At 63.5% G+C, this 21,326-nt stretch carries 20 protein-coding genes; 11 read left to right on the top strand and 9 right to left on the bottom strand.

Going from position 1 to position 21,326, the window contains the following annotated elements:
- Positions 1–25: 25 nt before the first annotated feature.
- A complete protein-coding gene (locus AB6809_RS25760) occupies positions 26–214 on the bottom strand; it encodes a hypothetical protein (protein WP_371027430.1) in 189 nt (62 codons plus the stop codon).
- Between the two features lie 61 nt (positions 215–275).
- Positions 276–1,025, bottom strand: a complete 750-nt coding sequence (locus AB6809_RS25755) for a glutathione S-transferase family protein (RefSeq protein WP_371027429.1) — start codon at positions 1,023–1,025, stop codon at positions 276–278.
- A gap of 389 nt (positions 1,026–1,414) precedes the next feature.
- On the opposite strand from AB6809_RS25755, the gene AB6809_RS25750 reads away from it, so the two are divergent.
- Positions 1,415–1,579, top strand: a complete 165-nt coding sequence (locus tag AB6809_RS25750; RefSeq protein ID WP_167450670.1) for a hypothetical protein — start codon at positions 1,415–1,417, stop codon at positions 1,577–1,579.
- Between the two features lie 32 nt (positions 1,580–1,611).
- Here AB6809_RS25750 and AB6809_RS25745 read toward each other — a convergent pair whose 3' ends face one another.
- The 5 genes from AB6809_RS25745 to AB6809_RS25725 all read right to left on the bottom strand — a co-directional run bounded on the left by AB6809_RS25745 (position 1,612) and on the right by AB6809_RS25725 (position 6,680).
- On the bottom strand, positions 1,612–3,387 hold the full coding sequence (locus AB6809_RS25745; RefSeq protein ID WP_371027428.1) for an MOSC domain-containing protein: 1,776 nt from the start codon (positions 3,385–3,387) through the stop codon (positions 1,612–1,614).
- Between the two features lie 11 nt (positions 3,388–3,398).
- Positions 3,399–4,325, bottom strand: coding sequence for an alpha/beta fold hydrolase (locus AB6809_RS25740; protein ID WP_371027427.1), 927 nt, complete (start codon positions 4,323–4,325; stop codon positions 3,399–3,401).
- Positions 4,326–4,472: 147 nt separating this feature from the next.
- Complete coding sequence (locus tag AB6809_RS25735) at positions 4,473–5,120, bottom strand: isochorismatase family protein (RefSeq protein ID WP_107707845.1); 648 nt, start codon at positions 5,118–5,120, stop codon at positions 4,473–4,475.
- Positions 5,121–5,439: 319 nt separating this feature from the next.
- Positions 5,440–6,165, bottom strand: coding sequence for an alpha/beta fold hydrolase (locus tag AB6809_RS25730; protein WP_232292293.1), 726 nt, complete (start codon positions 6,163–6,165; stop codon positions 5,440–5,442).
- 164 nt (positions 6,166–6,329) lie between these two features.
- Entirely contained in the window at positions 6,330–6,680 is a 351-nt protein-coding gene (locus AB6809_RS25725; RefSeq protein WP_371027426.1) for a DUF4148 domain-containing protein, read from the bottom strand.
- Between the two features lie 331 nt (positions 6,681–7,011).
- Here AB6809_RS25725 and AB6809_RS25720 point away from each other — a divergent pair, with 331 nt between their 5' ends.
- The 7 genes from AB6809_RS25720 to AB6809_RS25690 all read left to right on the top strand — a co-directional run bounded on the left by AB6809_RS25720 (position 7,012) and on the right by AB6809_RS25690 (position 14,918).
- Positions 7,012–7,215 carry a CsbD family protein gene (locus tag AB6809_RS25720; protein WP_006050307.1) on the top strand — a complete coding sequence of 68 codons (204 nt, stop codon included), beginning with the start codon at positions 7,012–7,014 and terminating at the stop codon, positions 7,213–7,215.
- A gap of 56 nt (positions 7,216–7,271) precedes the next feature.
- A complete protein-coding gene (locus AB6809_RS25715) occupies positions 7,272–7,520 on the top strand; it encodes a hypothetical protein (protein WP_107707843.1) in 249 nt (82 codons plus the stop codon).
- A gap of 245 nt (positions 7,521–7,765) precedes the next feature.
- Positions 7,766–11,254, top strand: a complete 3,489-nt coding sequence (locus tag AB6809_RS25710) for an SNF2-related protein (protein WP_371027425.1) — start codon at positions 7,766–7,768, stop codon at positions 11,252–11,254.
- A 250-nt stretch (positions 11,255–11,504) separates the two neighbouring features.
- Positions 11,505–11,795 carry a hypothetical protein gene (locus AB6809_RS25705; protein WP_029969043.1) on the top strand — a complete coding sequence of 97 codons (291 nt, stop codon included), beginning with the start codon at positions 11,505–11,507 and terminating at the stop codon, positions 11,793–11,795.
- Positions 11,796–12,011: 216 nt separating this feature from the next.
- Entirely contained in the window at positions 12,012–12,824 is an 813-nt protein-coding gene (locus tag AB6809_RS25700; RefSeq protein ID WP_371027424.1) for a peptidoglycan DD-metalloendopeptidase family protein, read from the top strand.
- 83 nt (positions 12,825–12,907) lie between these two features.
- Positions 12,908–13,594, top strand: a complete 687-nt coding sequence (locus tag AB6809_RS25695; RefSeq protein ID WP_371027423.1) for a septal ring lytic transglycosylase RlpA family protein — start codon at positions 12,908–12,910, stop codon at positions 13,592–13,594.
- 538 nt (positions 13,595–14,132) lie between these two features.
- Positions 14,133–14,918, top strand: a complete 786-nt coding sequence (locus AB6809_RS25690; protein ID WP_371027422.1) for an alpha/beta fold hydrolase — start codon at positions 14,133–14,135, stop codon at positions 14,916–14,918.
- Here the strand turns inward: AB6809_RS25690 and AB6809_RS25685 are convergent.
- A complete protein-coding gene (locus AB6809_RS25685) occupies positions 14,881–15,867 on the bottom strand; it encodes a LysR family transcriptional regulator (protein ID WP_371027421.1) in 987 nt (328 codons plus the stop codon). The two genes, AB6809_RS25690 and AB6809_RS25685, sit on opposite strands and share 38 nt — an antisense overlap.
- Positions 15,868–15,963: 96 nt before the next feature.
- Complete coding sequence (locus AB6809_RS25680; protein ID WP_371027420.1) at positions 15,964–17,154, bottom strand: MFS transporter; 1,191 nt, start codon at positions 17,152–17,154, stop codon at positions 15,964–15,966.
- A 185-nt stretch (positions 17,155–17,339) separates the two neighbouring features.
- On the opposite strand from AB6809_RS25680, the gene AB6809_RS25675 reads away from it, so the two are divergent.
- The 3 genes from AB6809_RS25675 to AB6809_RS25665 all read left to right on the top strand — a co-directional run bounded on the left by AB6809_RS25675 (position 17,340) and on the right by AB6809_RS25665 (position 21,254).
- Positions 17,340–18,302, top strand: a complete 963-nt coding sequence (locus AB6809_RS25675; protein ID WP_371027419.1) for a GlxA family transcriptional regulator — start codon at positions 17,340–17,342, stop codon at positions 18,300–18,302.
- A 718-nt stretch (positions 18,303–19,020) separates the two neighbouring features.
- Positions 19,021–19,758: a response regulator transcription factor gene (locus tag AB6809_RS25670; protein ID WP_006050296.1), complete on the top strand. Its 738-nt coding sequence runs from the start codon at positions 19,021–19,023 to the stop codon at positions 19,756–19,758.
- Complete coding sequence (locus AB6809_RS25665; RefSeq protein ID WP_371027418.1) at positions 19,755–21,254, top strand: FecR domain-containing protein; 1,500 nt, start codon at positions 19,755–19,757, stop codon at positions 21,252–21,254. The genes AB6809_RS25670 and AB6809_RS25665 overlap by 4 nt, the downstream gene beginning before the upstream one ends.
- Positions 21,255–21,326 lie beyond the last annotated feature (72 nt).

The raw sequence follows: 21,326 nt of genomic DNA, 5'->3' as shown, positions 1-21,326 counted from the left end.
GGTTAGACCGGGACTCGTTTTGAGGTCAAGGGCTGTTCAACGAATTCGGCCGACGGTTTCCGTTTGCTTTCTCATAGTCCATTCCGATCGAACTCCGACCGATGTCGCGACCGATTCTCATAGCGAACGATCTCAAGTTCGCATCGGCGCCGGCCGGCATCTCGCCAGTCACATCGCGCAGGCGCGATTCGTCGGGCTCGACGGTGCGGATCATTGGGTCTTCGCTGGCGACCAGCAACCCGTGCTGGACAACGTCAGGCAGTTTGTCGGCAACCTTAACTTGCCGACTGCGACGTCCATTCGCTGAAGCTCAGCCCGTCACGAATGGTTTTATGTTTTGCCCATTCCACTTCGGCAGCAGTCGCGTATGTCACCCCGGGCTCCCACCAGAGTGCCGCTTCCTGTTGCACAGAAGGTCGTTTTTCCATTCGAGCGACCAACGACGCAAGCCTGGGTCGGGCAGGGGAGCGCCAAGACAATCGCAACGGGCGCGTTTCGATGAACTGGCAAACGCAGGTGAGCAAGATGTCCTGAGCCGAAATCACACCGGGGACGAAAGCGCCGTCAGCGCCGACAAGCTGGGCCTCGAACCAGTCGAGAAGATACTGGTTGCGCATCGCACATCGCGCTGCGTGAACATTTTCTTCATGCCTGACGCCGGACCACTGCAACTGCGACACCATCGTCGTCGATACGCCGAACGTTTGTAACGTCGCGAGAACGAGCTTGTCGTGCCAGCTTTCCGTCGCGCGCACATAGTCGGACGCCAGGGGCTCCATGCCTGGGGGCGCAGGCGCGCCTGGATACGTGGACATGAGGTAATCGATGATCACAGAGGAATCCCAAAGCGTCAGGTTGCCGTCGACCAGCGTAGGAACCTGAAGCGTCGGCGCGACCTTCGCACGCTCTTCGACGCTGGGTGTCGTGAAGGTCTCCTCGCGCTCAAAATCGAGTCCCTTCTCGACAAGCACGATACGGACGGCACGAGCGAAAGGCGATCCTGTCGTGAAGAACAGCTTGCGCATCCTGGTCCCCTTGATTGACGGACGGCGTTGACGGACATCCACCGCAACGTGGCAAGCGCAGCCTGACGCCTGTGGATGAACTGCGTGCAACAAACGGCGCGCTTTTTCAGTAGGACCGGACAATCTTCCTGGACGCGCTGCAACGGGCAGGCGAAGCGTCGGCAACACCTGGACGATCGGGCAAAAAATGTCGACGCACGAGCAGGACGGCAACGGCCTGCGCGAGGCAAAGTCCGTCACAGGATGGGACGTGACATTTCAACGTCGTCCGTCGTTCGCAGCCAAACCTTCCACCGGTTCCGGAATCCTGGCGCGCCACCAGACTTGCGCAGATCGGTTTAGGCACAGTGGCTTATCGGTTCGTGCAAAAGAGACAGCGTGAGATGCCGATGAAACGCCTGATAAGCCGCGCGATGTACCACCCGCTCATCGCACTATCCATGTTCTACTTTATCGACCTGATGTACAACGTCGACTACAGTCCAACCAGCGCTCTGCTCGTGCTGGCAGCGAAATCCATGTCGCGTGTGGTGAACGTGTTTAATAAGGGGTAGGGCTATACGTCGATATGGCACACCCACGCCACTCAAATATCGATCACCACATCACCATGCGGCCTCGCGCAGCAAATCAGCACGTTCCCTCCCGCAGGTGAATCCAGCGGATTGGGCTCATACACGACGGACCCCGAGATCAACCCGCTCTCGCAGTTGTGACAGACGCCGCTGCGGCACGACCAACGGACTGGCACGTCACATGCCTCGGCGAGTTCGAGAATGCTCTGATAGGCCGATGCGTTCCAGTGCGCGGCGATGCCACTGCGCCCGAACGATACCAGCGGACCGGTGTTGGCTGCGTCTTCAGGCAGATGTGGAGCTCGCGTGGGTACGCCGGCGATGCCAGGCGTCATCGACTCCCCGCCGTTGAAGATTTCGACGTGAGTCCGTTCGGGTGGCACGCCGAACGCCGCGAGTGCCTCTTTCATGTCCGCCATGAAGACAGTCGGTCCGCAGAGATAGAAGTCCGCGTCTCGCGGGACGCCGACCTCGTCCAGGACCGCTCGCGACAGGCGACCGGTCGCGTCGAAATCCTCGCCCATCCGGTCGCCCAAGCCGGGCCTGCTGTAACGGACGTGACTGCGGCCGTGAGCCAGCGACAGCACCAGGCGGCGCGCTTCGGCGGCGAATGGATGGTGCTGCGCGTCGCGGGCGGCATGCATCCACAAGACCTGCCGCGTCGAGCGTGCCGTCGACAGCGCGTGGAGCATTGCCAGAAGAGGCGTCGCGCCGATTCCCGCGCTGACGAGCACAACGGGCCGCAGTCCTTCCTGCAGAGTGAAGCTCCCGCGCGGCGAACTGACATCGAGCGCATCGCCAACACGCACATGCTCCCTCAGATAGTTTCCAGCCGCGCCATTCGGCTCGATCTTCGGGCTGATTCGATAGCGTTCCGTCGATGCAGCACCCGAGAGCGAATAGCTGCGAAAAAGCGGCGGGCCGTCGACGGTCCTTTGAAGGCGCAGCACCACATACTGGCCGGGCAGAGCGGGCCGGAGCGGTTGGCCGTCCGCGCTCGTCAACATGAGAGAGAGGACGTCCGTGGACTCCGGTTCGATGGCCGCCACTGTGAGCGGTCGAAAACCGGGCGGAGCCGGATGCGTCGCCGCTGCGGGCGCGAGGCCCGCGTTACCGCCCGCGCTGCCGCTCGCCTCGCCGCTCATGCGGCTTTGCAGTAACGCCTCGAACGAAGAGCGCCATCCCGGCGAAAGCGCCTCTATTCGCAATGCGCGTTCGAGTCGATCGCGCGGATGATCGGGCGAATAGAGGAGCGCGTTGACCTCTGCGACTGTCATCCGCTCCGTTACCTCTCCGACCTTCACGATCTCGTCGCCCGCGCCGACTTCGCCTTCTTGCAGGACGCGCAAGTAGAAGCCGGGCCGTCCGCTGGATGTCAGCAAAGCGGGCATCCGCGGCTCGTCCATTCGAATGCCGACGCGGTAGCAGGTGACCCGAGGCTGACTGACTTCGAACAGTGCGTTGCCGATCCGATAACGGTCGCCGATGCACACGGCAGGGTCGGGCATTCCCTCGATCGTGAAGTTCTCGCCGAACTGGCCGTAGACGAGATCGGATCGTTTCAACTGCTCCTGCCAGTATCGATACGATTCCATCTGGTAGACGAAGACGGCTCGCTGCTCACCGCCGTGTCCAGCGAGATCGCCTTGGCCGTCTCCATCGAGATTCAGCCGCCTGGCCCAACAGCGACCCGGCACCGGGTTCTTCCAGATCCCGGTGTGGACAGTGCGGCCATTCCAGTCGATGTCGCGCGGAAGCCCGACATTCACCGATAGCAGTTGAGCCATGCAAGCCTCAATTACGTTCTTGAGTCGATCTTTCGGGCGAGGAAGTCGCGTATCAGCGGCACCATCTCGTCCGCCTTGTCTTCGAGCGCGAAATGACCCGTGTCGAGCAGATGCGTCTCGACGTGCGGCAAATCCTCTTTGTACGGATACGCGCCATCCGCCGGAAAGATGACGTCGTTCTTGCCCCAGACGATCAGCATCGGCGGCTTGAACTCACGGAAATACGCCTGCACCTTCGGGTAAAGAGGCAGATTGGTCCGGTAGTCATAGAACAGGTCGAGCTGGATGTCGTTATTGCCGGGGCGATCGAGCAGCGCCTGGTCATGGACCCAGTTGTCCGGGGACACACGCGTGCGGTCGGACACGCCATCGGTATATTGAAAGATGGTCGTCTCGAGCGTGAGCAGCGGCAGCAATGCTTTGCGGCTCGCGTCCGAGCCGTCGGCCCAATACGCCTTGATCGGGTCCCAGAATGCCTTGAGGCCCTCGTCATAGGCGTTTCCGTTCTGGACGATAAAACCCGCCACGCGATCCGGATGCTTCAGAGCAAGCCGCCAGCCGACGGGCGCGCCATAGTCCATGACATACATCGTGTACCGATCCGCGCCGAGTTGGTCGAGCAGGCCGTCCACTAGTTCAGCGTAGCGGTCGAACGTGTAGGCGAATTCGGCACGATCCGGCATGTCGCTCTGACCATAGCCGGGGTAGTCCGGTGCAATCACGTGATAGCGGTCGGCTAGTGCAGGAATCAGGTTCCTGAACATATGCGACGAGGTTGGAAAACCATGCAATAGCAGCACAACGGGAGCGTCGAGCGGACCGGCCTGTCGGTAGAAGATCTTCAATCCATCCACAACCGCTGTTCGATGATAGGTGACGGGAACGGCAGGACCGGTGCGGTCGGCAGCAGACGAAGTACTCGAGGCTGGACTGGCCATTGCGATGCTCCTTGTTCGGATGGCCGGTCCGCGATCACCTTCTTTGCTCGAGGATGTCGAGCCGCGGCTCAGCACTGTGTGAGAGCTACAGAAATACGCTGCAAGAAAGGCATGTGAAGCGAGGAAGTTCGGACGCCGACACCAGGATCAAGTCATTGCGGCGACGACGTCGTCAGTGGATACCACCGCGTGCGCGAGAAACGCATAGTTGATCATGGCCGCTTTATAGCCATCACCCCAGACGGGATGACGAGGCCCCGCGGTCGCATCGGCTACTACCGACACTTCAAAGCCCTGCTCGAGCAGGTCGCGCAAATGCGCTTCCACGCACATGTTGGCGAGCATGCCGCCGAGCACCACTTTGCTCATGTGACGTTTGCGCAATTGCAGTACGAGGTCATTAGTCTGCGGACCGAAAACCTTGTGCGGACTCACGACGATGGTCTGGCCGTCATCAATGTAAGGCTTGAACTCCGCCAGCCAATCCGCGCCCGAGCCTTCAAATCCCTGGAGGTTCAAAGCGCCTTCTCGCGCGAACGTACCGGTTGCGAACTCGTCGGCTTCGAGCGGGCCGTTGAACTGCCACGCGCGATCGGTCGGAAAGAAGTAATGCGGAGATATGAATACATTGATCTTCGCGGCTTTTGCGGCCTTGAAGATCCTCAACATGTTTTCGACGGTTCTGTTTTCCGTGACGCTCGCACCCACCGCACCCCAATTCTTTCCCGTCGGGCTCAGCACGTCGTTCTGGGGGTCGATGAAGACCACGGCCGTATCGGTTGGATCACAGTTCATGCCGGGTCCTCAGTAGAGAAACGGATGGCCGTCGAGCCTCCGCTTACATGAAGTGTTAGGAAGCGTAGGTTAGTCGCTACCGTTTAGCAATGCGGAATTTTGGTGCGGTTGTGGCCCCTTTCGCGACAGAGAACATCGTGTCATGCGAACGTGGTGCGCGGCATGTCTATCCTCTCTGGCGATGAACGCGATCGTGCTTTTGCTGTGATGTCGACTCCGCACCATCGAGGTGCCATTCATATGCAAAAACTGAATCGCGTTCGAGCCACTTCTGCGCGCGTCGAATAACGCGCAGCGTATCCATGCGTCGCCAGATGCATTACTGCTGCGCATGCTTTGCTGCGTCTTCAATCACCGCGGCCACTTCCTTCGGGCGCGACTCGTACACCGAATGGCTTGCACCCGCCAACACGGTGGTATGGCTATGCGCGCGCTGGTAATAGAAGCGTTCGAGATCCGGGTTGATGATCTTGTCGTCGGCCGCGACGATACCCCAGCTCGGCTTCATGGTCCACGCGGCCACTTTCATCGGCGCGGAGAAAACTTTCGCGGCCGTCAGAATCTGCGAGCGCGACTCGAACTCGGCTTCCTTCAGCGGCAGATCCGCCGCGAAATCCTTCGCGAAGTCGGCAGGATTCAGATAGGTGTAGCCGTCGTCCGTTTTCTTGATCGCGCCTGCCTGCTTCGACGTATAGCTGGGCATCTGCTTGCCGAGGTCGCTTTCGTCTTCGCCGACTGCCGGTGCATGCGCCGCCACGTACACCAGGCCGGCCACTTTCGGATCGACGCCCGCCTCGGTGATGACCGAGCCGCCGTAGCTATGCGCGACCAGAATGGTGGGGCCATCCTGCAGATCGATGACGCGTTTCGCGGCGGCCACGTCGTCGTCCAGCGACGTCAGCGGCTCCTGCACCATCGTCACGTGATAACCGTCTTTGGTGAGGATGTCGTAGACCGGCTTCCACCCCGAGCCGTCGACCCACGCGCCATGAACCAGAACGATGTTCTTGATCGGCGCCGTAGCGGGTTGCGTGGTTTGCGCCATTGCGCCAGCGGATCCCAAAAGACTGGCGGCCAAGGTCAAGGTCGATACTGCGAAAGGAAAAATCTTCACTTTGAAACTCCAACGAAAAGGTTTGATTTGAAGAGCGGGCGACGCTAAACGACATCGCGTGTCAATGCACGACGGAGTCGTTGACCAGGGCTCACTTAACTGCCGGAGTAGATATTGCAGTAGCTAACCGGGCCGACGCAGCTGGAGCTCATCGCCGTCTGGAGCCGCGTGCCCGCAGCGGAAGTGCCACTCTGCGCGACACCGCCGACAGCCTGTGTCGTCAATTGCCTGTCGTTCTGTGCGGCGATCCTGGCTTCTGCCGCCTGGACATCAGCCGGGTAGTTGACGTCATCGCCTCGGCTCGGGTTATAGCCGGCCTGCTCGACGCGAACAAGATCCGCCCGAACTTCTGCGCGCGTCAGCGGGGCGCTCGACTGAGCAAAACTGAGAACGGGAGCGCCAAGCGTGGCAGCGGCGAGTGCAAGAGCAACGAACAGTTTCGACATGATAGGAACTCCTAAATAAAATTAAAATTTGCTGGACCATGAGTTAGCCAGCGGGACAGTGATAACGACAAGCCGGATCGGTTCTCGGTTGACTTCGATTAACGGTCGATTATCGGTTCGGCTTTGGTCTACATGGGGGCAAACACGGGCGCCGCGTGCTTATTCCAAAAGATTTTCACAATCGATCCGATTGCCGTGTCGCATTGCGGGAAGCGGGTACGAGGTTTGCTCGCATCCCGTGACGAACGATGGCGCTAACGGAACAACCTCCATAGGTTGCGCGCTGGCCAAAACCGCTTTAAGAGGCGGATTTTTTACCGGAGGAACGAAGATGAACAAGGATCAGCGTGAAGGAATCAAGGAAGAGCTCAAAGGCTTCGTGAACAAGGGCGTTGGCTCGATCACCGGAAACGAGGGCCGCAAGGCGAAGGGCGAGGCGCAGATTACGACCGGCGATAACCGTAAAGAGCTCGGCGACCAGACGGACAACATCGAGAAAGGCAAGGTCGATCCGGGCAATCCGTCGAACCTTTAATGCTCGAGAAGTGCGGCCGGTCTTACCTCGGCTCACCGATCGGAAGGAGCAGTCGGATGCAGGAAGTGCACACTCATCGCGGTTTCACAGTGACCGTTCTCGCGGAAGACGATCCCGCAGGCGGCTCGACGGTGACCACGCGAATACAACGTGACGACGGCGGTCAACCGGACAACGGCGAGTGGACTGCGCCGCGCCAGAGCCGCTCGCGTTTTCGCGGCGCGGCCGCAATCGGCGCGGCGCTCGACGACGCGCGCCGCCAGATAGACAGCGCCTTGGGCAGCGACGACCCACTCGGCGAATAAGCGCCGCTGTCCAAATTGGTGCGCGTCGCGCGTTGCCGCTTGCATCGCGAGCCAATAACAATCCCCGCCCACAACCCATCCCCACGAGCGCCACCTCGCACAGCCGAATCCCGCCAACGCGTAAAATGGCCGGTTATCACTGGCAAGCAAGGCTTCGAAAAATCGTCGCGGTAGACAATGCACCGTCCGCCGAATCGATTCCATCGCGCCGCTTGTCTTCGCCGGCTTGAAGAGGATGCACGCTGATGTCGTCAGTTTTCTTTGATCGCGAACGGATTGCAGAGTGGCTCGGTGATAACACCGTCGCCAAGGCGCGCGCGGTCGGCCCGGTCACCAACATGCAATGGCACGGAGCCACACTGACGGGCGACGTGCAGGGCAGCCAGCCCGAGCCCTACCGAACCCGCGTGCGCTTTCGCACGGACGGCGGCACGCCGTGGGCGCAGAGCGATTGCAGTTGTCCGGTCGGCCGCAATTGCAAGCATGTGGCCGCGCTGCTGCTCGCCGAGCTCGAGTATCACGACGAGATGGACCACATTATTCGCGTCGACGACGATGAGCGCAGCGACAGCGCGCCGCTCGTGACGCAACGTGCGTCGGTGGAACGCTTCGGTCCGCCGCAGGGCGTGCGCCCCGAGCTCGTGAGCTGGCTCGAACGCTTCCGTGCGCGCGCCGAAGCCGCCGATGCCGCCGCTCAGAAAACGGCTGCCGCCCGCACCGAAACGCTGGCCTACCGGCTCAACTGGTCCGACTTCCACATGCGCCACGAGGTGGTGCTGTATCGCGCGCGCTGCGATGCGGATGGCCGCATCGTCGAGGTCGGCGAGACGTGGGGCAATGTAGAGTCGGCGCTGCTCAAGCAACCCAGGTTCGTGTCGGACGAAGATCTGTCGATTCTGCGCGGCCTGTGGCTTGGCCGTTCGCGCGAAGACTTCGGGCAATTTATTCTGCGCGGCACGAGCGGCGCGGAAATGCTGCAAAAGCTGATCGCCACCGGGCGCCTCTTCTTCGACTTCAAGCTCGCGCCCGGCGACGACGCGCCGACGCCGCTCGCGCGCGCCGCCGACCGGCCGGGGCGCATCGAATGGGAACCGCTTGCCGACCAGCGTCTGCGTCCCGTGCTGCGCACCGAGCCGCGCGCGAGCATGGTGCTGCCGACCGAGCCCGTCTGGTACGTGGATGGCGACGCGCGGGAGGCGGGCATCGTGCGCTCGTCGCTGCCGTTCCAGCAATTGCCCGACTACCTCGCGATGCCGCCGATCTCGCTGGCCGAAGCGCCGCTCGTCGCGTCCATGCTGCGCGAAGTCGCGCCCGAGTTGCCGTTGCCGCCTACCCACGACACATCGACGATTCGCGTGATCGATGTCGAACCCGTGCCCGTGCTTACGCTGAACAGCCACGCGCTGCCGTCCGCTGGAAAGACCAGCAAGCCTGGCAAGGCGGGCAACGTCGCCAAAAGCCAGGCCGTCGAACTGGCCGGCGTGAGCTTCGACTACGACGGCGTCAGCATCAACGTGGACAGCAGCGTCACGCTCGTGCCCATGCCGGGCGGCGACGTCATCCATATTCGCCGCCGCTACGACGCCGAGAAAAAGCGCCTGCTCGAACTGCGCAAGACCGGGTTGCAGAAGGTGCCCACGAGCCGCGTGTTCGCGTCGCGTCTGTTACCCGACACGATGCTCGGCTTGCCCGATGCCGAAGCGTGGTCCGCGTTCGTCAACGACGCCGTGCCCGAACTCGTCAGCAAGGGCTGGCGTGTGACGATGGCGCCCGAGTTCCGCTACAACGTGATCGAGATCGATGCAATCGACGGCACCGCGCATCAGGCCGGCGACGGGTGGTTCGATCTGGAAATGGGCATCCGCATCGGCGAGCGCAACGTGCGGCTCGAACCGCTGCTCGCCGATCTGTTCCGGCGCGACCGGCGCTGGCTTGGCGGCGCGCTCGAAGCCATCGCCGACGACGAGCCGATCGAGCTCAAGACCGAAGAGAATAAGCGCTTGCGGCTGCGCGCCGACCGGCTCAAACCGGTGGTGCGTGTGCTGGTCGATCTGTTCGATTCGCTCGGCGGGTCGCTCGCCGATGGTGCGCCGCTGCGCGTGCCGTCCGTCGACGCAGGCCGCCTGCAGGCGTTGAGCGACACAGGCCGCTGGCAATTCCGTGGCGACGATTCGATCCGCCGGCTCGCCGAGCGTCTGCAAGCCGGTCCGCGTTTGCGCGAGGTGCCGGTGCCCGCGGCCTTGCGCGCGCAATTGCGCGCTTATCAGCAGCAGGGCCTGAACTGGATGCAGTATCTGCGCGAGCAAGGTCTTGCCGGTGTGCTCGCCGACGACATGGGCCTCGGCAAAACCGTGCAGACGCTCGCGCACATTCTCGCGGAGAAAGAGGCCGGACGGCTCGACAAGCCCGCGCTGATCGTCGTGCCGACCACACTCGTGCACAACTGGCGCGAGGAAGCGCGACGCTTTGCACCCGAGCTGAAAGTGCTGGTGCTCAACGGCCCGCAGCGCAAGGAGCGCTTCGAGCAGATCAGCGAACACGAACTGATTCTGACGACGTACGCGTTGTTGTGGCGCGATCAGAAGGTGCTCGCCGAACATCAATATCACCTGCTGATTCTCGACGAAGCGCAGTACGTGAAGAACGCCACGACGAAGGCCGCGCAGGCGATCCGTGGTTTGAGCGCGCGCCATCGTCTGTGTCTGACCGGCACGCCGCTCGAGAATCACCTCGGCGAATTGTGGTCGCAGTTCGATTTTCTGCTGCCCGGATTTCTCGGCAGCCAGAAGGACTTCACGCGCCGCTGGCGCAATCCGATCGAAAAGAATAACGACGGCGTGCGCCGCTCGCTGCTCGCGCGCCGCATCCGGCCATTCATGCTGCGGCGTCGCAAGGACGAGGTCGCGAAAGAACTGCCGGCCAAGACGACGATTGTATGTTCCGTCGATCTCGAAGGCGCGCAGCGCGATCTCTACGAAACCGTGCGCACGGCGATGCAGGAAAAGGTGCGCGCCGCGGTGAGCGCGCAGGGCCTCGCGCGCAGCCACATCATCGTGCTCGATGCGCTGCTGAAGTTGCGGCAGGTGTGTTGCGATCCGCGTCTCGTGCGCACGCTGCGGACTGCTCAGAACGTCGGCGAAGTTGACGAAGGTTCGAGCACTCAGACCGCACGAGCTTCCGATAAAACAGAGAAGGGGGTGCGTTCGGCCAAGCTCGATCTGTTGCTCTCGATGCTGCCCGAACTGATCGACGAAGGCCGCCGCGTTCTGCTGTTCTCGCAGTTCACCGGCATGTTGTCGCTGATCGCGCAAGCGCTCGACGAAGCCGCGATTCCCTACGTGATCCTGACGGGTGACACGACCGACCGCGTCACGCCCGTGCAGCGTTTTCAGCAAGGCGAAGTGCCGTTGTTCCTGATCAGCCTGAAGGCGGGCGGCGTGGGTCTGAACCTGACCGCCGCCGACACGGTGATTCACTACGACCCCTGGTGGAATCCGGCCGCCGAGAATCAGGCCACCGACCGCGCGCATCGGCTCGGTCAGGACAAGCCTGTGTTCGTCTACAAGCTGATCGCGGCAGGCAGCATCGAAGAAAAGATCGTGGAATTGCAGGAGCAGAAGGCGGGCCTCGCCGACAGCATTCTCTCGGAAGACGCCGCGGGCGCCGCCAAATTCTCCGACGACGACCTCGACGCGCTCTTTGCGCCGATGCCCGAGCTGGAAGGCTCGAAGTGACGCGCGCGGTCGCAACGACCGTGCGTGTCGATCACAACCACGCGTCTTTCAAAAACGCCGTGCCGCTCTAAAGCCCGCGTTTTCATCGTATTCAAATCTCGTCACATCTGACTCGCTACTGTTCAAAGGCGTCACAAATCGTCAAGGATTGCTGAGTTTGACCTGATGCCGTCAACGGTTTCTTTTCGCACTCGTTGAACACGCGACCATTAATCGGTCAGTCAACGCATACGTTAAGGAAAACACCGTCATGAACAAGCAACTTCTCGCCGCCGCCGTCGCTGGTCTGTTCTCGATCGCCGCTTTCGCGCAAGCCTCCGCGCCCGCAGCTGCTTCCGCGCCGCAAGCGGCTCCGATGCATGCAGCTTCGGCCGCAACGCACGAAGGCGAGCCGGTAGCCCCGCATCATCACGCGAAGAAGCAGCACAAGCACGCGCACAAGCACGCGCATAAGCATGCACACAAGCACGCGGCATCGACGGCACAGGGCGACGACAACAGCGCGCCCGTAGCCGACGAAGCAGCGCCTGCCAAGCCGTAATTTTTCCGTCGGTTAGCGAGTCTGCGAAGAAGCGGGCCGGTGCGAGCGCATCGGCCCGCATCGCCGCATTCGCCCGCATTCGCTTCACATCGGCATGAAGAGCGCCATCCGGCCGCGACGCCGATTTGCATGATTGCATGGTTGCATTAGCGCACACACAAAAACGCGAGCGCTGAAACGCCGCTCGGCAAGATCACGATCTCTTCTCATCCGTTAATGAAAATCTGTTTGCCCCGATGCGCAGCGCCGCGCGTTCTGAAGCTGCTCGCATGGTCATTGGCCGGCGCGCTGAGCGGCTGCTCGCTGCTTTCGCCGAGCACGCCGTTGCTCGAAGCGCCGGTCAGTTCGTCCTACGATCCGATCTCGGCCTGGACGGCCGGCAATGCGTCGGCCGCGTTGAATCCGCCGACCGTGCCCGCGGGGTTTTATCGCGTGAATCCGGGCGATACGCTGACGGCCATTGCGCACGACTTCGGCCGCGACGCGTCGGCGATCGCGCAATGGAATCGTCTTTCCGCGGATGGCTCGCTGCGCGCCGGGCAGATATTGCGCGTCGCTCCGCCCGCGGCGACGCAGAACGTTGCGGCCGCAACGGATCAGCGCGCGGCCACGGCAGCGGAAAAGCACACGGATGCCGCATTGACCACCGCCGCCGACGCCAAAGCGCGGCTTGCCTGGCCCGTTAGCGGCGCGGTCAGCGAGCCGTTCGTGGCCGGCAAGACCAAGGGCGTGACGATCGCCACGCGCGCCGGCGAACAGGTCAGAGCCGCGGCGAGCGGCCGCGTCGTCTATGCGGGCGGCGGCATCGCGGGTTATGGCCAGCTCATCATCGTCAAGCACGACTCGCATTTGTTGACCGCTTACGGCAACAACCGCGCGCTGCTCGTCAAGGAAGGCACGCCCGTCAAGAAAGGGCAGGCCATTGCGGAAGTTTCCGCGGATGCCGCCGGCGATGCGTCCGTGCATTTCGAAGTACGCAAGGACGGCAAACCCGTCGATCCGCTCGCCTACCTTCCCAAGCGCCATTAAGCCGGCGTTTGTTTCCCCGAACCCACCAGACCGCACACGACGCGCGGCGCTGTTCACCCAGCGCGGCGCGCGCGACAACGCTCATGATCTCTGATTTCCGCAGTTGTTCGACAGGCCGCCTTTCATCGGCGCTTGCATGGTTAGGCGCCGCGCTCGTGCTGGCTGGCTGCGCGCAACCCGACGCGGGCGTAAGCCCGTCGGGTTTCGACGCCCCGGCCATTCACACGCTGCGAGGCGCGAGCGGATCGCGCTCGAAACATAGCGACGGCGTCGGTGCGGACGCTGCCGGCGTGCCGCTCGCGTCGGCCCCGCAGCCGCACGCGCACCGGCAGCCGCACGCAGACGCGGACGCGGACACCGATGCAGACACCGACACTCAGTCCAGCGCCGACGATTCGCCCATCGTGCCGGCCTGCGCCTGCGGCAAGGGCTTTCAGCAGACGGGCTTCGCTTCGTGGTACGGCAAGCTCTTCGACGGACGCCGAACCGCGAGCGGCGAACGCTACAACATGCATGCGTTGACGGCGGCGCATCGCACGTTGCCGCTAGGCGCTTGCGTGCGTGTGACGGCGCACGGCCGGCCGCGCTCGGTGGTGGTGCGCATCAACGACCGCGGGCCGTTCGCGCGCGGTCGCATCATCGATCTTTCGTATGCCGCCGCGGAAGCGCTCGGCGTTCGCGCGGCAGGCCATGCACAGGTCACGCTCGAACACATCGCGCCGGTGCGCGGCGCCGACGGCACGCGTCGCTGCATGGATCAGCCGGTCTGATGTGACGCGTTGCTCATGCCTGCCAGTTGGTTTCAGCGGGCTTACGTATGGGTGACGGCCGCCGGTCTTCCTGGGCGTCATCGGCGAGGCCGGACTGTAACAAATCATCGCTTGTGTAAAACGCGCTGTTTTGCGGGTCTTTGGTCGTAAGTTTTTTGACGCCGCATGCAGCACTGCTTGCGGGCGCACAGCTATTACGGCGTGCGTAATAACTACCGCCTGCGTCGTTACAAAAGTACTTCTTTCATCTTGAGGAAGACTTTCTTAGCAGCTATTTTTTGAGCACTCGTGTGGTAGCCCCCGCGAGCGTGTGGTGTTTTTTGAGCGGCATCGTCTCATGCGGGACGATGCCGTTTTTTTTCGCGCGACGCCTTGCGCCGGCGTTCGCTCCACGTCCGATCCGATCACGCGGCGATCGACCGTATAAAGAAGAACAGCGCTTATCGGATGGCTCGACGACATCCACAATGTGGCCACGGTTGCAGGCAAGCCCGCACCGTTCACTTACGCGCAACGAGCATTGGCAAGGAGCATTGCTATGGATATCCGGACGAGGGCAACAACGATTCATGTCAGAGAGCGGGGCAGCGGCGAACCGGCACTCGTGTTTCTGCACTACTGGGGCGGATCGTCGCGCACGTGGGACGCGGTTGTGGGCGAACTGTCGAGCGCGCAGAGGAGCATTGCCGTCGACCATCGCGGATGGGGCAATTCCGCGGCGCCCGAGCAAGGCTATACGATCGCGGATCTGGCCAACGATGCGCACGATGTCATCGAAGCACTGAAGCTCTCGCGCTATGTGCTCGTCGGGCACTCGATGGGCGGCAAGGTCGCGCAACTGCTCGCGTCGCGCAGGCCCGAAGGACTGCAGGGCGTCGTGCTCGTCGCGCCGTCGCCGCCTTCGCCGATGGTCCTTCCCGACGAGCAGCGCGCCGCGATGGCGGCGGCGTACGACTCGCGTGAATCGATCGAATGGGTGCTGGATAACGTGCTGAGCGCGAATCCACTCACGCCGGCGCTGCGCGAGCAGGTGATTGCCGACAGCCTGCGTGGTGCGCCGCAAGCGAGAGCAGCCTGGCCGAACGCCGCGATGCTCGAGGACATCACGCACGAGGTCAGCTCGATCAAGGTGCCCGTGCTCGTGGTGGCCGGCGAACTCGATCAGGTCGATCGCGTGGACACGTTGCGCGCGGAGTTGCTGCCGCGAATTGCCGGCTCGCGTCTGCAAGTGCTGGCGGGCACCGGACATCTGTCGCCACTCGAAGCGCCGTCGGCGCTCGCGGCGATCATCCGGCAGTTCGTTGGCGAACTGGGCGCTTCGTAGCGATCGAGCGGCGCTGGCCCGGGCGTGCCGGCGGTGCTTGCCTGAAGCGATCCCACGGCGGCTCGTCGCCGAAAGCAGCCGCGAGGTAGTCGAGGAAGTGGCGCACCTTCAGCGGCAGATGGCGCGCGCTCGGATAGACCGCCTGGATCGCGAGCTCGGACGCCTGATACTCGGGCAGCAGTTCGACCAGCTTTCCGCATGCAATCTGCTCGCCGAATACGAACGTCGGTCCGTAGACGACGCCCGCACCGGCGAGCGCGGCTGCAAGCAGCATCTGCGTATTGTTGGCGGCGAGCCGGCAGGGCCCGTCGATTACGTGCGCGCGTCGTTCGCTGTCGAAGAGCGTCCAGTCGCCGACGGACACCGCTTCGCTGAACGTGAGCCGCGGCGCTTGCCGCAAGTCGTCGGGGCTGCGCGGCATGCCGTTGCGTGCGATATAGTCCGGCGACGCGCAGATCACCATGCGGCAGGGCGCGAGCCGCCGCGCGATCAGCGCGGAGTCACGCAGGCGACCGATCCGCACGGCGACGTCGACACCGCTTTCCAGCAGATCGACGTAACGGTCCGACAGCGCAACTTCAACGTTGACGTGTGGGAATTGCTCCATGTATCGCGCGAGCACTTCGCCCAGGTGCATCGCTCCGAACGTGACCGGCGCGGCGACTCTGAGCACACCGCGCGCGGTGCCGTGCGCGTCGCTGGCTTCGCGGTTGGCTTCGTCATAAGCGTCGAGAATGCGCTTGCATCGCTCGTAATACGCGTGGCCGACATCCGTCAGGCTCAAGCGGCGCGTGCTGCGCTGAAGCAGCCGCGCGTTCAATTGCGCTTCCATCGCGCTGACGTACTTGCCGGCCATCGCAGCCGATAGGCCAAAGCGGCGCGCTGCCGCCGCGAAACTGCCTTCGTCGACGGCGGCGACGAACACGGCCATGCCAGTCAAGCGGTCCATGCGTTCCTCGATTCGATTGCGCAGCGATCCGCGCGGGCTATCCCGCATGAGCGGAAAATCGCGATTATCGACGCAAACGAACCACCGTTGCCAGGCTCACGCCGCCTCGGTCTCGCGACGGGGCGCCGCGCGATGCGCTGCTTGCGGCCGTTCGATCCGCCGATACGCCGCCTCGGCGAGGATCAACGCGAGCGCAATCAGCGCGGCGGCCACGACGCTCAGATAACGCCCGCCCGTCGATTGCAGCACGACGCCGCCGAGCACGCCCGAGCACGCGAGCCCGATATACGTGGCCGTGTTGTTCAGCGCGAGCAGCAACGGCGCGACCTGCGGCGAGACTTGCACGAGCCGGTGCTGCTGCGGAACGATGAGCCCCCATCCGCAGAGACCCCAGACGATCAGCGCGAGGGCAGCGCTTGCGACATGCGCCGAAGTCCACGGCAGCGCGCAGAAGTTGATCGCGGCAATGCACAGCATCGCGTTGATGATGTGGCGGCTCGCGAACTTGTCGACGAGGCGTCCGGCCAGCAGATTCCCCACCGTCGCTGCCACGCCCCACACCAGGAACAGGCCCGCGAGCATGCGCTCGTCGCCGTGCGTCACGCGATTGAGCACGACGCCTGCGTAGGTATAGACCATCAGGAAGCCGCCGAACGCGAACAGCGATGTGAGCAGCGTGAGCGCGACGCGCGTGTCGCGGACCGGCGCGAGCCGGTCGCGCAATTTGATCGGCTGCGGCTGCGCGACGGAGGGCAGCATCGTCCACACGCCGATCATCGCGACGAGACCGAACAGCGTGACGAACCACAGCGTCGTTCTCCAGGTGCCGAATCCGCCGATAAACGTGCCGATGGGCGAACCGAGCGCGGTCGCGCCCGTCAGGCCCGCCGTCACCGTGGCGAGCGCGCGGCCGCGCTTTTCGGGCGACGCGAGCGCGGACGCGACGCCCAACGCAGTAGGCGAAAAGAGCGCGGCGCCGAAGCCCGCGAGCGCGCGGGCGAACAGCACCCAGTGCAGATCGGTGGCCATCGCGCTGATCGCGTTGCCGACGACGAAAACGCTCAGCGCGCCGACCAGCAGCGGCTTGCGCGGCCATGAGCCGGCGACGGCCGCCATCACCGGCGCGGCGATCGCGTAGGTCAGCGCATAAAACGTCACCATCAGGCCGGCCGCGCCGACCGAGGTATGCAGCGAGTTCGCCACGCCGGGGAGAATGCCGGCGACCACGAAGTTGTCGGTGCCCATCGCGAACATGCCGAGCGCGAGTATCAGTAATCGACGGTCCATGTGAAGGTTCTATACTTTTTAGCTAGCCTGTTGCGTTCCGATGCACGGCCGCGCGGCCCTGGCGCGGCGATCCGGTCCTGTCTGCGCCGGACGGCCGGCGCGATGCATAGGCCAAGCATAGCCTTCGTTGACCGCGTCTCAAATGTCGTATATACCATTAATTCAGGACATGGCTGGAGCCACGCATGCATACGATCGGTTTTGTGGTTTTTCCCAACTTCTATCTGATGGGTTTTGCGGCCGTCACGGCGTTCGAACTCGCCAACGGCGTGCTTGAAGAGCCGGCGTACGACATAACGCTCTTGTCGGAGACGGGCGGGCTCGTGCCTTCGTCGGCGGGAATTCGGGTGGAGACGCAGCCTTTCGGCGACGCCACATTCGATACGGTGATGTTCGGCTCCGGCGCCGACATCGACCTCCGGTCGCCCGCGCTGACCGCGTTCGTCAGACGCTCGCTCGAAACATCGCGGCGGATCGCGGCGCCTTGCACGGGCGCGTTCGTGCTTGCCGAAGCGGGCGCGCTCGACGGCCGGCGCGCCACCACCCATTGGCGGTTCGCCAACGATCTGCAGCGCCGCTTTCCGAAGATCGCCGTCGAGGAAGATCAGATTTTTATCGTCGACGGGCCGATCTGGACGTCCGCGGGCATGACGGCCACCATCGACATGGCGCTCGCGATGATCGAGAAGGACCACGGCCAGGACGTGTCGCGCACGGTCGCGCGCAAGCTCGTGGTGTACCACCGGCGCGCGGGCGGACAGTCCCAGTTCTCGACCTTGCTCGATCTCGACCCGAAGTCCGACAAGATCCAGAAGGCGATCGATCACGCGAACGCCAATCTGCGCAACGCATTGACCGTCGAAGAACTTGCCGAGGTGGCGGGACTCAGCCCGCGCCAGTTCAGCCGCGCGTTCAGTGCCGAGACGGGGCAGTCGCCCGCGAAAGCGGTCGAGCATTTGCGCGTCGAAGCCGCGCGGCTGATGCTGGAAAAGGGCCGCCTGTCGCTGGATGTGATCGCGGACGAAGTGGGCTTTACGGACCGCGAGCGGATGAGGCGCGCGTTCCTGCGCACGATCGGGCAGCCGCCTCAGGCGGTGCGTCGTTTGAGCCGGGAGGCGCGCGGAGTGGTGGAGTTGCACGCGGGCTAATTGCGTGCAACAGCGGCCATAAGCGGTGGCGCCCGCAACGCCTGGTGGATTTGACAAAGCTTAAACGATTTATTTTGAGACAGTTCCTATACTGACTCACGAATGTCAAATCGCTGTTTCCGCGCTGTTTTCTGTTCCCGGCCGCGGTTTGAAAAGCAAGGCGGCGGGGCCAGCACCGCGCGAGAGAGACCAACTAATCCAATAGCGAGCCCAGTGGGCGAAGCGCTAATCGGCAGCACCTGAGAGGCAAAAACAAAAAACGTCGGAGCGGCGCGCAAGCCCGCACCGAGCGGTATTCGGCGGCATTTTGCGGCATGCAGGCGGCTCCCAAAACGGTACCTAAGCGGTGCCAAAGCGTTGCTCGAAAGGGCGATGCAATGCAAAGGCCGCCGCTGCCGCGACGTTTAATGATGCGAGCATAAACGCGCGTTTTTTCGATTATGATTATCGCCGGTTTGATAATCGCCGCTCCTAAATCAAAGAAAATGCGCACAAATTTTGAGACGGGGTGGCAACAGCTTTACGGGGCGCGAGGCGAAGGACCATTAGTCGAAAGAAAGTGGAAGAAACTTCGAAATGAGTGGAAAGCCGGATCGTCGGTGCCAGCGAGCACCGGCATCCCGGCCGATCCGCCGGTTCGCCGGCACCATTTGACGGTGCTCGTGCGCTGGCCCCAGTTATAGATGACGAACAAACGTAAGTCGCGTTGCGGGGTTTTATGAGAATTGCTGTCCTGGATGACGATTCGGCGCAGGCCGATCTAGTTTGCCAAACGCTGTCGGCGGCGGGCCATGTCTGTCATGCCTATGGCCAGGGTCGCGAACTGGTGCGGCAGTTGCGGCGCCAGACCTTCGATCTGCTGGTGCTCGACTGGAACGTGCCCGACATGTCCGGCGAAGATGTCCTGCGCTGGGTGCGGGAAAGTCTGTCGGAGCGCTTGCCCGTCCTGTTCATGACGAGCCGCGGCCATGAAAGCGACATCACGTCGATTCTGAATACGGGCGCCGACGACTACGTCGTCAAGCCGGTCTCCGGCGCGGTGCTGCTTGCGCGCGTCGGTTCGCTGCTGCGGCGCGCCTATCATCTCAAGCCGCCGTCGGCGAAAGAAGTGTTCGGCGAGTTCGAATTCGACCTGCATGCGAAGCACGTCGTGGTCCGCGGCACGAAGGTGGCGGTCACGCAGAAGGAGTTCGAGCTCGCGCTGCTGCTGTTCCAGCATCTGAGCCGGCCGCTGTCGCGCGCGCATATTCTCGACGTCATCTGGAAGCAGGCGACCGACATCCCGTCGCGCACGATGGACACGCACGTCTCGATGCTGCGCAGCAAGCTCGGCCTGCGTCCCGAACACGGCTATCGTTTGACGCCGATTTACGGCTATGGCTACCGGCTCGAACGGCTCGAATCCGCGAGCGACGCGCCGGCCGCGGCCGACCGTCGGGAAGCGGGGCAGGCGTGACGTTTGCCGTCGACCGTGCCGTCGATCTTGCCGCGGCGGAGCGCGGCAGTGCAGCGTCGGCGAGCCGCCGCGCGGGCGCGTGGCTCGCGGCAGCCGGCATGCTCGCGATTGCCTGTTTCGCACCGCCTGACGCGCACGCGCAGTCTTCGCGCGCGCCCAGGCAGCGCGCGAAAGCCGCGCCGCCCGCCTATGTTTCGTATGTGACGCGCGAAGGCGACACGCTCTATGAAATCGCCAGCCGCTATCTGACCGACGGCGGCGACTGGGCGGTGTTAAGCCGCCTGAACCACGTGCCCGCGCCGCGTCGCATGCACGCCGGCGTCGCGCTGCGCCTGCCCGCCGACAAACTGAAACAGGACCCGGAAACCGCGCGCGTGATTGCGACGAGTGGCCCCGCCGAACATGCGTTCGGCAAGGGGCCGTATGTGCCGCTTGCGGCGGGCGAGATGCTCGGCGAAGGCGACCGCATCTGCACCGGAACCAACGGCTTCGTCACGCTGGAACTGTCCGACGGCTCGCACGTGACCTTGACCGACGACGCCATGCTCGACATCGGCAAGCTGCGGCGAACCGCACTGACGGGCGCGGGCGACCGGCAACTCGAACTGCGTCGCGGGCGTGTCGAAAGCGAAGTCACGCACGCGACGAAGAAAGACGACCGCTTTCAGATCCGCTCGCCGTCGGTGGTCGCGGGCGTGCGCGGCACCCACTTCCGCGTCGCTTACGACGGCGACGCGCAAACCACCGCCGTCGAAGTGCTGGATGGCGCGGTCGGCGTCGATCCCGATTCGGCTCTCTCACATGCGCCTGCGCCCGGCGTGCCGTTGCAGGCGTCGGCGCAACTGCTCGCGGCGCGCTTTGGCAGCGTCACGCGAGCCGGCGGCGCGCCAGGCGAAGCAGTCGAACTGCTCGCCGCGCCCGCGCTTGCCCAACCGGCCCGCGTGCAGGACGGCAAGACGGTGGCCTTCGATCTGATACCGGCCGGCGCCGGTGGCTCCGCTGAAACGGCGCGCAAGGCCGCGGCCTATCGCGTGCAGATTTCGCGCGACGCCGACCAGCTCGACCTGATTCGCGACCTGCGCGTGAGCACGCCGCACGCGGACTTTGGCGATCTCGCCGACGGCACGTATTTCGTGCGCATCGCCGCCATCGACGCAAACGGGCTCGAAGGCTTGCCGCAGGTGTATGGTTTCGAGCGGCGTCAGTTCGGACTGTCGGCGTCCGCCGCGCCGCGCGCCGGCAGTCACGAGTACGAGTTCCGCTGGTTCGTGAGCCGCGCGCCGGCGTCGGGCGAAACGCGCTTTCGCTTCGTCATGGCGACGACAGCGGATCTGCGTCATCCGATCGTCGATCGCGCCGATCTGACGGACGGTCAACTGGTGGTGAGCGATCTGCCGCCGGGCGTCTATTACTGGACGATCGTCGCCGAGCAGTTCGACAACGGCCGCTTCTACGAGACGACGAGCGCGGTCCGCTCGTTCACGCTCGCGCGCTGACGTTGGCGGATTCGCTGGTAGATTCACGCAGCCGCATGCGATACGCTCCCGGACTCGCACGCCCAACAGACC

Source organism: Paraburkholderia sp. RCC_158, assembly GCF_041355255.1.
Classification (GTDB): domain Bacteria; phylum Pseudomonadota; class Gammaproteobacteria; order Burkholderiales; family Burkholderiaceae; genus Paraburkholderia; species Paraburkholderia graminis.
Note: the sequence above shows the minus strand (reverse complement) of the source record. Positions and strands in the feature narration are given on the sequence as shown.